Origin of the sequence: Streptomyces sp. ISL-100 (genome assembly GCF_018614615.1) — a bacterium.
Classification (GTDB): Bacteria; Actinomycetota; Actinomycetes; order Streptomycetales; family Streptomycetaceae; genus Streptomyces.
In genome coordinates, this window is sequence record NZ_JAGGOK010000068.1 from 25,347 (window position 1) to 37,393 (window position 12,047).

Annotated in this window: 9 protein-coding genes and 4 pseudogenes; 7 read left to right on the plus strand and 6 right to left on the minus strand. The window is 70.3% G+C overall.

Annotated elements, in window-relative coordinates; genetic code table 11:
- Nucleotides 1–65: 65 nt before the first annotated feature.
- Nucleotides 66–653 (minus strand): TetR/AcrR family transcriptional regulator, encoded by a 588-nt coding sequence (locus tag J7E89_RS28835; RefSeq protein WP_214977389.1) that lies wholly within the window; start codon nucleotides 651–653, stop codon nucleotides 66–68.
- A 177-nt stretch (nucleotides 654–830) separates the two neighbouring features.
- Between J7E89_RS28835 and J7E89_RS42125 the strand changes: the two genes are divergently transcribed.
- The 5 genes from J7E89_RS42125 to J7E89_RS28860 all read left to right on the plus strand — a co-directional run bounded on the left by J7E89_RS42125 (nucleotide 831) and on the right by J7E89_RS28860 (nucleotide 5,950).
- Nucleotides 831–1,982 carry a cytochrome P450 gene (locus J7E89_RS42125; RefSeq protein WP_214977390.1) on the plus strand — a complete coding sequence of 384 codons (1,152 nt, stop codon included), beginning with the start codon at nucleotides 831–833 and terminating at the stop codon, nucleotides 1,980–1,982.
- 46 nt (nucleotides 1,983–2,028) lie between these two features.
- Entirely contained in the window at nucleotides 2,029–2,976 is a 948-nt protein-coding gene (locus tag J7E89_RS28845) for a cyclopropane-fatty-acyl-phospholipid synthase family protein (protein ID WP_214977391.1), read from the plus strand.
- A gap of 32 nt (nucleotides 2,977–3,008) precedes the next feature.
- The gene (locus J7E89_RS28850) at nucleotides 3,009–3,815 is read left to right on the plus strand and encodes a bifunctional 2-polyprenyl-6-hydroxyphenol methylase/3-demethylubiquinol 3-O-methyltransferase UbiG (protein ID WP_214977392.1); all 807 of its coding nucleotides are present in this window, start codon (nucleotides 3,009–3,011) and stop codon (nucleotides 3,813–3,815) included.
- Nucleotides 3,816–3,984: 169 nt separating this feature from the next.
- Entirely contained in the window at nucleotides 3,985–4,974 is a 990-nt protein-coding gene (locus J7E89_RS28855) for an NAD-dependent epimerase/dehydratase family protein (RefSeq protein ID WP_214977393.1), read from the plus strand.
- Nucleotides 4,975–5,098: 124 nt separating this feature from the next.
- A complete protein-coding gene (locus tag J7E89_RS28860; protein ID WP_214977394.1) occupies nucleotides 5,099–5,950 on the plus strand; it encodes a cyclopropane-fatty-acyl-phospholipid synthase family protein in 852 nt (283 codons plus the stop codon).
- A 95-nt stretch (nucleotides 5,951–6,045) separates the two neighbouring features.
- Here J7E89_RS28860 and J7E89_RS28865 read toward each other — a convergent pair whose 3' ends face one another.
- From J7E89_RS28865 to J7E89_RS28885, 4 genes and pseudogenes are all read right to left on the minus strand, one after another.
- Nucleotides 6,046–7,188, minus strand: a complete 1,143-nt coding sequence (locus J7E89_RS28865) for an alpha/beta hydrolase (protein ID WP_214977395.1) — start codon at nucleotides 7,186–7,188, stop codon at nucleotides 6,046–6,048.
- Nucleotides 7,189–7,476: 288 nt separating this feature from the next.
- Nucleotides 7,477–8,366, minus strand: a pseudogene (locus J7E89_RS28870) (DUF2867 domain-containing protein).
- 312 nt (nucleotides 8,367–8,678) lie between these two features.
- Nucleotides 8,679–9,883, minus strand: a pseudogene (locus tag J7E89_RS28880) (IS110 family transposase).
- Between the two features lie 225 nt (nucleotides 9,884–10,108).
- Nucleotides 10,109–10,390, minus strand: a pseudogene (locus J7E89_RS28885) (DUF2867 domain-containing protein); the annotation flags it as partial.
- Between the two features lie 11 nt (nucleotides 10,391–10,401).
- Here J7E89_RS28885 and J7E89_RS28890 point away from each other — a divergent pair.
- A complete protein-coding gene (locus tag J7E89_RS28890; RefSeq protein ID WP_214977396.1) occupies nucleotides 10,402–10,908 on the plus strand; it encodes an MFS transporter in 507 nt (168 codons plus the stop codon).
- Here J7E89_RS28890 and J7E89_RS28895 read toward each other — a convergent pair.
- On the minus strand, nucleotides 10,825–11,211 hold the full coding sequence (locus tag J7E89_RS28895) for a hypothetical protein (protein ID WP_214977397.1): 387 nt from the start codon (nucleotides 11,209–11,211) through the stop codon (nucleotides 10,825–10,827). The two genes, J7E89_RS28890 and J7E89_RS28895, sit on opposite strands and share 84 nt — an antisense overlap.
- A 692-nt stretch (nucleotides 11,212–11,903) precedes the next feature.
- On the opposite strand from J7E89_RS28895, the pseudogene J7E89_RS28900 reads away from it, so the two are divergent.
- Nucleotides 11,904–12,047 (plus strand): annotated as a pseudogene (locus tag J7E89_RS28900) (IS5/IS1182 family transposase); the annotation flags it as partial.

Below are 12,047 nucleotides of genomic sequence, written 5' to 3' on the forward strand. Positions count from 1 at the left end.
CCTGCTCACTCGTCAACATCCCCGTCGCCCGGCCGTGTTCGCGCGGCCGGGCGACGGGGTCGCGGTCAACGCGCGGTGTCGGTGATGATCGAGGTCACGACCTTGTGGACCTCGCCGGTCTCGGGCGCGGCGCCCTGCCGGCCGGCGAACAGCAGGTGGCCCGCCCCGATCAGGGTGAGGGCGATCGTGTCGACGTCGGTGTCGGCCGCCACCCGGCCCTGCTCGCGCTCGGCGGTGAGGTACGACGCGATCATGGCGGTGGCCTCGGTCAGGATCGGTACGCCCGAGGATCCGGCCTGGTGCAGCCGGGTGCGCAGCTCGTCCCGGGCGGTGACGAGGCTGACGATCGCCACGGCGACCGATCCGAACAGGTCCGTCAGCGCCTTGGTGAGGTTGTCGGCGACGGTGCTCGTCCCGGCCGCGGCGCGCAGCGTCCGGGCCTGGTCGCGGAGCTGGCCGATGCGGTCCAGTACGAGCGCGGCGAGGAAGGCGTCGAAGTCGGCGAAGTGCCGGTGCAGGACGCCCTTGGCGCAGCCCGCCTCGGAGGTGACCGCACGGCTGGTGAGCGCGTTCGGGCCGCCCTGCAGCAGGATTCGCTCGGCGGCGTCGAACAGCTGCCGGGAAACGTCGCGGATCGCTGTTCCTGTCGGCATCGTGCCTCCCTTCCGTCCTTGCCGGCCTAGTTTTCTGCGGCGCCGAAGGCGGAATGTTTGACGAGTGGGCATGCGCCCACCTAGGGTGGGCGCATGCCCACTATACCCCCAAAGCCAGCTACGGGTATGCCCTCGGGGTGCCCTCAGACGGCGGCTGCCGGGCGCGACACCTACACGGTGCCGGCCGGAGTTCTCAAGGCGTGGCGGCAGGTGCCGGTACGCGAGGTCACCACCGAGTCCGGCCAGAAGGGCTGGCTGGTCACGGGGATGGCGGAGGTCCGGACCGTGCTGTCCGACCCGCGGTTCAGCCGCGCCGAGGCCCGGCGGATCGGCGCGGTAGTCGTTCCGTCGGCAGTTCTGGCGAAGCCCGGTATCAACGATCTCGACGGACCAGGGCACGCCCGGATGCGCCGCCTGGTGGCGGGAGCGTTCAGCGCTCGCCGGATCCGTGCCCTGCGGCCGCGCATTCAGCAGATCACCGACGAGCTGATCGCACCGCTCGTCGCCGCCGACCCGCCGGCCGACCTCGTCGCGGGCCTGTGCCGTCCGTTGCCGCTCACCGTGATCTTCGAGATCCTCGGGGTTCCGCAGGAGGACCGGGCGCGCTTCAGCGGCTGGGCCGACCGCGTGATGGCCACCACGGCCTATCCGCCCGGGGAGTCGCTGAAGGCGCTTGAGGCGGTGATCTCCTACATGTCCGACCTGGTCGCCACCAAGCGCCGCGCCCCGGACGACAGCCTGCTCCAGGAGCTGATCACGGCCCGCGACGAGGAGGACCGGCTGAGCGAGGAGGAGCTGGTCCACCTCGGCTGCGGCCTGCTCATGGCGGGCAACGAATCCACCGCGACCGAGCTCGGCAAGGGGCTGGCGGCCCTGCTGGACAACCACGACCAGCTCGAAGCGCTGCGTGCCGACCCCACGCTGGTCCCCGCCGCCGTGGAGGAGGTGCTGCGGTACGCGCCGCTGAGCGCCCGGGAGAACGCCGGACAGGTGCGCGCCACCACGTGCGACGTCGAACTCGGCGGTGTGGTGATCCCCGGGCAGAGTGTGGTGTTCGCCAGTCTGCCGGGCGCCAACTTCGATCCGCACGCGTTCGTCGGGCCCGAGCGGTTCGACATCACCCGCGAGAACGCCGACGGCCACGTCACCTTCGGGTACGGCGCCCACCGCTGCCTGGGGGCCCAACTGGCCCGGATGGAGTTGGAGGTGGCGTTCAAAAGTGTGCTTGCCGCCTTCCCTGGACTGCGTCTGGCCGTACCCGCCGAGGGACTGGCCAACGCCCAGGGCCGGTTGATCAGCGGGATGCAGGCGCTGCCCGTCACCTGGTGACCTTCGCCCCACGTCTCTTCTGCCCGATCGCGAAAAGGATGACCTGATGACTGATCAGACAACTGCTCCCGGCGCGTCGGCACAGGCTGGGGAGGCTCCGCCGTCGACGGAGGTGGCCGGCTTCTACAACGATCTCAGCGGTCTGCTGACCGAGCTGTTCGGCGGGAGCCTGCACGAGGGTTACTGGAAGTCCCCGGACGACCCGGCGACGATGGCCGAGGCCTCCCGGCAACTCACCGATCTGCTCACGGAGAAGCTCGAGCTGAAGCCGGGGGACCGGGTCCTCGACCTCGGGTGCGGCTCGGGCGCGCCGTCCATCCGGCTCGCTCGAACGACGGGCGCGCGGGTCGTCGGTATCACCAACAGCGCCGTGCAGATCGAGGCCGCCGTACGCAGCGCCCGCGAGGCGGGGCTGGGCGACCAGGTGTCCTTCACGTGTGCGGACGCGACCGTCCTGGATTTCGAGGCGGATTCGTTCAACGGCGTTCTGATGATCGAGTCGATCTTCCATCTGCCGGACCGGCTCGGCGCGCTGCGCGAGGTGGCTCGGGTGCTCGCGCCCGGCGGGCGGGTGGCCCTTACCGACCTCCTGGACCGGGACCCCGCGCCGGCCCCGATGGAGCAGGCGGTGGGCGATCTGGCCGAGCGCTCGCGGGAGTACGGGCGCGCCTCGCTGGTGGCCAAGCCCATCCCCTTGGAGGACTACTCCACGCTCCTGGAGGAGGCCGGTCTCGTACTGGTCGAGCGGACCGACGTCACCGAGCACACGGTGGCCCGCACCCTCGACTGTCTGCGGCAGAAGCTCGCCGACGACCACGAGGAACTCGTGCGCAAGTACGGGAGCCAGGTCGTGGCGCAGTACGAGTCCGTCCTTCCCCTCCTGGAGAAGGCCGGGTTCGGCTACGGCGTCGTGGTCGCGGCCGCCCCCGAGGGGCCTTTGGCGGAGCGCGCCGAGGCTGACGGCCGGTCGGGCCGGGCGCCCATGTCGAGTTGACGAGTGGGCATGTGCCCACCTAGAGTGGGCGCATGCCCACTAACTCAAACAGTGAAGTGCACCAGCAGCGCCAGGTGGCGGAGTCGTTCGGCGCCGACGCCGAACGGTACGACCGGGCTCGGCCCCGCTACCCCGAGCCGATGGTGGAGCAGATCGTCGCCCGCAGCTCCGGCCGCGAGGTCCTCGACGTCGGCACCGGCACCGGCATCGCCGCCCGCCAGTTCCAGAAGGCGGGTTGCGGCGTGCTCGGGGTCGAGCCCGACACGCGACTGGCAGATCTGGCACGCCAGTTCGGCCTGGAGGTCGACGTGGCGACGTTCGAGGACTGGGAGCCGAACGGCCGGCTCTTCGACGCGGTCGTGGCCGCTCAGGCCTGGCACTGGGTCGACCCGGTCGCGGGTGCGAGCAAGGCCGCGCGGATTCTGCGGCCCGGCGGCCGTCTGGCGGCCTTCTGGAACGTCTTCCAGTTCCCCTCCGAGATGGCGGACACGATCGCCGACGTCTGCCAGCGGGTCATGCCCAACGCGCCGTTCGACTTCCGGGCGATGCTCACGGGCGCCATGGACGGGTACCAGGCGTTCTTCGCCAAGACCTCCGACGGGATCCGCGAGGTGAGCGGCTTCGGCGAGCCGGATCAGTGGCGCTTCGACTGGGAGTGGACCTACAGCCGTGACGCGTGGCTGGACCAGATGCCCACGCTGGGCGCCTTCACCCGGCTCCCGGCGGACAAGATGGCGGAGGTGCTCGAAGGCGCCGGGGCCGCGATCGACGCCCTGGGAGGAAGCTTTACGATGAACTACGCGACGGTGGCGGTCACCGCGGCACGCACCGGTGCCTGAACCCGCCCCGGCAGGTACGCCCGAGGCCGAAGGAGCGTCGCCGGCGGAGCCGGACCCCGCGGCCACCCATCCGGTATCCGGTCGGGTGGCCGCGTCTCGCATGCACCGCGCCGCGGACCTGAGCACGTAGCGGACCTGGGCACGTATCGGATTCCTTGGAAGGGGCGTCATGAGAGTTCTGGTACTGGGTGGAACGCACTTCGTGGGACGCAGCATCGTCGACGCCGCGCTGGAGCGCGGTGACGAGGTCAGCAGCCTCAACCGGGGCAGCCGCCCGGCCACCGCGGACATCCGGTCGCTGATCGCCGACCGGACCGATCCGAAGGCAGTCGCCCACGCGGTCGACGGCCGCAAATGGGACGTGGTGATCGACACCTGGACGGGCGCCCCCCGGGTCCTGAGCGACTCCTGCGCGCCACTGGCCGACCGGGCCGGGCACTACGCGTACGTCTCCAGCTGGGTGGTGTACCGGCCGCCGGTGCCGGTCGGCGCCGACGAGAGCGCGGCCACGATCGACGGCGATCCGGACGACGAGGCCGACAACTTCTACCCGGTCGCCAAGCGAGGCTGTGAGCTCGCCGTACAGCGTGCCTTCGCCGACCGCTCACTGATCACCCGCCCCGGGCCGATGCTGGGCCCGTACGAGGACGTCGGTTCGCTGACCTGGTGGCTGCGCCGCATCCACCGCGGCGGGCGGGTGCTGGCACCGGGGTGCGCGGACGACCCGTTCCAGTACGTCGACGTCCGTGACCACGCGCCATGGCTGCTGGACGCGGCGGAGCGCGGCGTCGGCGGCGTCTTCAACACCGTGTGTGTGCACGGCCGTTGCACGATGGGCGAGCTGCTGGAGACGATGCGCGAAGTCACCGGCTCCGACGCGGAGCTGGTCTGGGTCCCCGACGACGACCTCCTGGCCGCAGGGGTCCGTCCCTACGTCGACATCCCGCTGTGGCTGCCCGCCGCCATGCGGGGCGGCATCAACGACGTCGACGTCTCGGCCGCCCACCGGGCCGGGCTCGACACCAGCCGCCCGCTCCGGGACACCCTGGCCGACAGCTGGTCCTGGCTGGAGCGCGAGGGCGAGCCGCCGTGGCAGGGCGCGACAACGCGCGGGCTCGACCCGGCCGTCGAGCAGCGCGTACTGGACCAGGTCGGCTGACCGCGCCGCGCGTGGCGGCGAGGCGGACGACGGTGTTACCGGCAACGACGATGGGACGACCAGGGCGGACCGACGGCCTCCGGCCGGGCGGCAGCCGGCCGCGGCCGAGCCCGATGGAGGGGAAATGACAAGCGGTTCTGGGGTGTCGGCGGAGGGTCTCTCCCAGCAGGAGGCGGAGGACGGCTTCTACAACGACACCAGCGAGTTCCTCGCCGAACTGTCGGGCGGCAGCCTGCACATGGGCTACTGGGAGTCCCCGTCGGATCCCGCGACGATGGCCGAGGCCTCCCGGCGGCTCACCGGGCTCATGGCGGAACGGATCAAGATCAGCCCGGGGGACCGGGTCCTCGACATCGGCTGCGGGACGGGCGCTCCGGCGATCCAGCTCGCCCAGGCGACGGGCGCCGTGGTCGTCGGGATCACCAACAGCCCGGCCCAGGTCCGGCTGGCCGCGGAGAAGGCCCGGGAAGCCCAGGTCGCCGACCGGGTGAGCTTCCGCTGCGCGGACGCCGGGAACCTCGACTTCGCGCCGGAGTCCTTCGACGCGGTCTGGCTCTTCGAGTCGATCATGGCCATGCCGGACCGGCTCGCCGTGCTCCGGCAGGCGGCAGCCGTCCTGAGGCCCGGCGGGCGCCTCGCCCTCACCGACTTCCTGGACCGGGCCGCTTCATCGGGTGGCGCGCAGCAGGCCGACGCGCCACAGTACGCCGTACTGATGGGCAAGTTGATGCCGCTCCAGGACTATCCGCTCCTCCTGGAGGAGGCCGGCCTGACCCCCGTCGAGATCAGCGACGTCAGCGACCGGACGGTGGCCCGGACCATGGACTGCATGCGTCAGCGGCTGGCGGACGACCGCGAGTCGCTCACGCGGCGGTTCGGCGCTCAGGTCGTGGGCCAGTTCGACAACATCGTCCAGCGCCTGGAGGCCGCCGGATTCGGTTACGGCATCGTCGTCGCCGACCGGCCCGGACAGTAGGCGCCGCAGGGCTCCGCGGCGAGCCGGCCCGCATCCGCCCTCTCGGGCGCATGCGGGCCGGCTGGTGTGGGCGGTACGGCGGGAGCCGCGATCCGCTACGGCCGCACGAACCCGACCTCGGGGAAACGCGCGGAGGGCTTGTCGAGCAGCGGGCTCGGTACGCCGCGCAGCTGCAGGTCGAGGAAGGCGCCGACATAGGCGCGGGTGATCTCGGTGCCGCGCTCGCCGGAGATGGTGCCGAACATGGCCGGAACCAGGACGGGCGGGATCACGTCGGTCAGATCGAACTGCTCGTACAGCCAGTGGGCGTCACTGAACGACATGTGGCCGGCGGTGGGAACACTGAGCCAGCGCTTGAAGCCCGCGAAACCGGCCCAGCGCTCGGTCCAGTTGGCCGCCGGAGTCCCGTCGGCCGTGGGCCACTGGGCGCCCATCAGCAGCACCGGCCGCGTCAGCGGTCGCGCGGGCGGCGGGGTGAGGAAGTTGCCTTCCATGTTGACGGCGGCGGTGACACGCGGATCCTGGCCCGCGATCTCGACGGCACTCGCACCGCCGATGGCATGACCGGCGACGGCGATCTCGGAGCGGTCGACCAGGAATCCGGAGCGGGGACCGGTCAGCCGGTCGAGGAGGAAACGCAGGTCCTGCACGCGGCTGCGGACGACGTCGGCGCTGCCCTGGCCGGTGCAGTCCAGGCAGGGCTCCAGGCGGCCGCCGGGAAATTCGACGACCGCTTCGTAGGTGTGGTCCAGCGCGGCCACCAGGTAACCCTTGGAGGCGAGGTCCTCGGCCAGCGCCGTCAGAGAGGCGCGGCTCATGCCGAACCCGGGGGACAGGACGACCAGCGGGCGCCGCCCGGGCAGCGGGACCGCGTCAACGGTCGCGTGGGTGCGCACGGTGCTGAGCGCGTCCGTGCCGAAGGCCGCCTGCGACAACTGGGCGGACATGAAAGGAGCCGTGCGGTCCGAGGGGCGGGATGCCGGGTACCAGACCGTGGCCATGAGCTCCCGGAAGTCGGTGTCCGGCTTCCACGGGTCGGGGCGTGAGGTGTCCTTCAGATGGAGCGTCCTGCTGCCCACCAAGCGGTTGCCTGTCGGCGCGGGCAGCTCGGGGCCGGTGGTGGCGGCTGGTACGGATGGCTTGGCAGGGGCCGCGGACGCGGACGGCGTGCCCGTCACCAGCAGCAGCCCGAGGAGTGCGGCTAACGGGGCGGCAAGGCGTATGAATCTTTGAGGCATGGACCCCACGCTATAAAAAAATGGGCGTTTGCCCACTCGGTTTTGTCGAACAAGGGCGCAGTGACGCATATAGAACGCACGGGGCGCCCAGGGCTTGCCCGATCCTCTGCCTCTAAGGAGCCTCTGAACTGTAAGTTCTCTCGTGAGGCCTCAGTTGAACATCTTCCGGATGACGCACCACGTAGAGTGTGTTGCGATCCTTGAACCGGCCGCAAAGACGGTCTGACCTGCGGGTTCGGGTCATGTGTATTATGTGCGATGTGGGCGTTACGGGCGACATCTTGACGCTCATTTGGCGCTCGTCTGATGGGCTGTCAAGCGCTTTGCGCCGCTGCTCAGAGGGTCTCCTGGCTGCGCGGGTGTGGCAGGTTGCCGGAGAATTTCGTGGTGCCAAGCGGTCCTGCGGCCGGTGTGCGATGCGCCCCCGTGTGCGCTCATGCATTTGGCGGCCTGGACGATGTTGCGGGCCATGCCGCCGAAGACGACGGCGTGGAACGGGGAGACGCTCCACCAGTAGGCGTGGCCCAGCAGGCCGCGCGGATGGAACAGAGCGCGCTGCCGGTAGCGGGTGCGGTCCTCGTCGTCCGTCTCGGCGTACATCTCCAGCCACGCGAGGCCGGGAGCCGCATCTCCGCGCGCAGCCTCAACAGGTGGCCTGGCTCGATCTCCTCGACCCGCCAGAAGTCCAGTAAGTCGCCGATCCGCAGGCGCTTGGCGTCCCGTCGCCCGCGGCGCAGGCCGACACCACCGACAATCCGGTCCAGCCAGCCGCGGACCGCCCAGGCCAGCGGGGAGGAATACCAGCCGTTGTCGCCGCCGATGCCCTCGATCACCCTCCACAGCGACCTCCGGGACGCGTCGACAAGCAGTTGTCGCTCGTCCTGGTAGAGGCTCCCGCCGGCCCAGTCGGGGTCGGTGGGCAGCGGGTCGCTGGGCGCGCCGGGTACGGCCGCTGACGACCAGCGGGTGGCGCATGGGCATCCCGCACCTTGCGCAGGGCCAAGGCCAGCGCCTCGTCGAACGGCAGTGGCCGGCCCGGGGGCCCTATGTAGTTGGTCAAGGTGGCGGGCTGGCTTGCCGGTGAGACCAGCTGGCTGGAGGAGGATGCGGTGAGGGCGGGCGAGAGGTCGAAGATGCGGCCTGTGGAAGGGTGGCAGGACGTATATGACCTGCTGGATGCTGTTCGGCAGCGGCCGAATGCATGGGTGCGTAACGGCTCGTTGGAAGAACTGGCGGTGCTGATGTTCGGGTATCACCTCGCCCTTCAGGTCCACGATGTCGACGAGACGTTCGAGTTTCACCGTGGGAGTGGAGGGTTCGCCTCTTGGCTCAGCCGGACCCGTGGGTGGTCGATGGCGACCGGGTGGGACGCCGCGATCGCGGAGCACTTGCCTGGAGAGCCTCCCCTGGACGCCTTCTTCCGGCTCCTGGACGAGTACCGCGAGTTCCCAGCTCCGCCGGTTCGTGAGCCCTTCCAGCGTGGTGTCTGTTCAAGCTGATCGCGCGGGTTGGGGTTCGCAAATGGTGCCGTCGCGGAGCATGGCGAAGAGGACGTCGGCACGTCGTCTGGCGAGGCAGAGGAGGGCTTGGGTGTGGTGTTTGCCCTGCGCGATCTTCTTGTCGTAGTAGGCCCGCGATGCCGGGTCCCCGAGGGCGGCGAAGGCGGCGAGGAAGAAGGCCCGTTTCACCTGCTTGTTTCCCCTCCGGGAGGGCTGTTCGCCGCGGATCGACGACCCGGAACTGCGGGTCGCCGGCGCGAGACCCGCGTAGGTGGCGAGGTGTCCGGCAGTCGGGAAGGTGCTGCCGTCGCCGACCTCGATCAGGATCCGTGCTCCGGTCCTGGCGCCGACTCCCGGCATGGACGTCAGGATCTTCGAAAGAGGGTGGGCCTCAAGGAGTTCCTCGATCCGCCCGGCCAGTAGTTTGCGCTGGTCAAGGACGGCGGCCAGGGATCCGGCCAGGCTCGGGACGATCAGTGCGGCCGCGTCCGTGCCAGGGACGGTCACGGTCTGCTCGTCCAGGGCGGTGTAGATCTCCTCGACCAGCCGTTCGGCCATCCGCGGGGCCTTCGGCCGTAACAGCGTCACCAGGCGGCGCCGGCCGGCCTTGCGGATCTGGGCCGGTGACCCGAACCGCTCCAGCAGGGCCAGGACGGCCGGGTGCTGCAACCGCGGCCCCAGCACCCGCTCCAGCGAAGGATGAATCTGGGTCAGCAGGCCGTGGAGCCGGTTGGCGACCCGTGTGGCTTCGCTGGCCAGCTCGTCGTCGAAGCCGACGATCATCTCCAGCTCTGCGATTGTCCAGTCCTCACTGTCGATCGCCCGCAGCGTGTGCGGCATCGCCCGGGGCACGTCCGCGATGATGAACGCGTCCTTCGCATCCGTTTTAGCCTCGCCCGGGGTAGAGGTCGGCGATCCGCCGCATCGTCAGCCCCGGCTGGTAGGCGACCAGGCAGCCCATGTCCCTCGCAACGGCCAGCGGCAGGGCCAAAATCGAGGCCGGCTGGTCAACCACGATGAGCACGGTTCCGTGCTTGGCCTGGAGTTTCGCGAATAGCTCGCGGAGCTTGGGTTCGGTGTTGGGCAGACGCTTGTCGAACGCCTTCTTCCCGGCCGGTGTCACGGCGGTGGCGTGGTGTTCGCCCCTTGCCGACGTCCAGGCCGAGCAAGACGTCGATGTCGCCGGTGTCGATCACGTGCAGGCCCCTCCATCACGCTTTCGTCCGGCCTGCCAGGGCACCGAGCTGCCACATCCACGTTACGGAGAGCTCTTCCGGCTCGGGTGAAGCCGGTGCTCAAGCCCCTCATCAGCGGTCCGTCGATGCGTCCGGGCCCGGCGACACCGCCCCCGGAGCATCAACAAACAAGGGGGGAAGTCATGCCGGACCCGAAGGCCCGAGCCCCATTGTGGAGCCAATGAAGCCGGTAACGGGGGGCACGTACCGGGCGATGTCGTGTTCGTGGCACACGACTGCGTACCGCAGCGACTCCGTCAGCGGCCGGGCGATGGAGGAGGGAACCGGGGTGATGAGACCGACCCAGTGGCTCGACAGCCGCGGGGTGAGGATCGGTACCGGCACGATGAGCCGCAGCCTCAGTCCGGCGACGGCGGCGTAGCGGCGCATCATCCCCCGGTAGGTGAGGACGTCCGGCAGCCCGCCGATGTCGAACGCCCGGTTGGCGTCGGCGGGCATGGTGGCCGATGGTTGCCGCGTTGACCAGTGGATGGCTGGCGCGGGTGCGTCGGCTGGGCCGGGTCGTGGTGTGGGCGGTGCTGTGCTGGGGCGGCGCCATCGCGCTCGCTGGGACGATGTCGGCCTTCGCCGACGTGCTCGTCTGTTTCGCGGTCGCGGGCGCCGCCGACAGCGTCAGCGCCGTGTGCCGCTCGACCATCGTGCAGACGGTCACCACCGAGGAGATGCGGGGCCGCATGTCCGCGCTGTACATCATGGTGGTGGGCAGCGGACCGTACCTCGGGGACGCACAGGCCGGAGCGCTGGGCTCGCTGCTCTCCCGGCGGGTGGCCGTCTTCTCCGGCGGTGTGCTCTCCATGGTGGGTGCCGTGCTCGTCGTGGTGCTGTGCCCGGCCCTGTACCGCTTCGACAGCGACGACTACCCCGGGCCCGGGAAAGGGCCCTCACGGCCGGCCGGTGATGCCCCAGCCGGCGCCGCCCACGGCCGGAAGGGAGCGGCGGCCGATCCCGTCGAGGTCACCGACTAGCACCGTGTGCCAGGCACCCAGCGCCAGTTCACGGGCGGTGCGCTCGACCTCGTCCCGCGTCACGCCGGTCAGCGCCGTGACGTCGCCCTCGACGTCCTCCGCGCCGCGACCGAGGCCGAGTTCCTGGGTGAGCACGCCGGCGAGGTCACTCTGCCCGCCGTGGGACATGAGCAGGCTGGTCGCAGCGAACGCGCCGGCCGCCGTGTGCTCGGCGTCCCCGACACCGTCCGCCATGCGCCGCGTGACGTCGTCCAGCGCGGCCAGCGCGTCCAGCGCGGCCAGCGCGGCACCGGTGACGGCCACGCCCACCTCGGCGATGACCCGCAGGTCCGCACGATCTCCGCGCAGGGCTCATCCTCGCAGCGATCGCCGAGTTCGCGCTCAGGGGCTACTGCGGCCTCTCTACCGAGGCGATTGCCAAGCGTGTTGTGTTACGCAACCGCATCTCATCCGGCTCTCGGGCAAGACGGCGATCTTCGTCGCCGCCTGGACGCGGAGCATGGAACACACCCGCCTGGCTTTCGAGAGTGCGGCCAAAGGGGTGGAGCGCGGGGAGCTGGCCCTCCATGTCATGGCGAACGCCTACGCGCGGCTGATCTCGGCGCACCCCGGAACGTTCCAGATGAAGATGCAGGGAAACGCCATCGTGGCAGCCGCCGAGGCGCGGGGCGGTGACCAGATCGGCGAACTGGTCCGGGGCCAGCCGGAGGGGCTCTGGAAACCGTGCACATGCCGGTGGGCACCGATGCCAACGAGACCGCGATCTTCCTCGCGCACGGCATGGTCATCAACACCCCTTAAGTGGTCCTGACAGAAGCCTTTGACGGTGTGACTGTCGGCTTGGATGTTCGTTGGTCTGTCCATGGGGAAGAGGGATGCGCGACCATGGATCGTTTCGGACGAACTGTGGTTGCTGATCGAGCCGTTGCTGCCGGAGCCGGGTCCGAAGCTGGTGGCAGCTGGACTGGTCCCGGGCGGTGATCGACTCCAGCCACGTGAGGGCCGCTCGGCGGGGCCCACAAGCGGACCGAACCCGGTCGACCGCGCACGGCCGGGGCAGCAAGCACCACGTCCTCGTCGACGGCCAAGGCATCCCGCTCGCCGTGTCGCTGACCGGCGGGAACCGCAATGACATCACT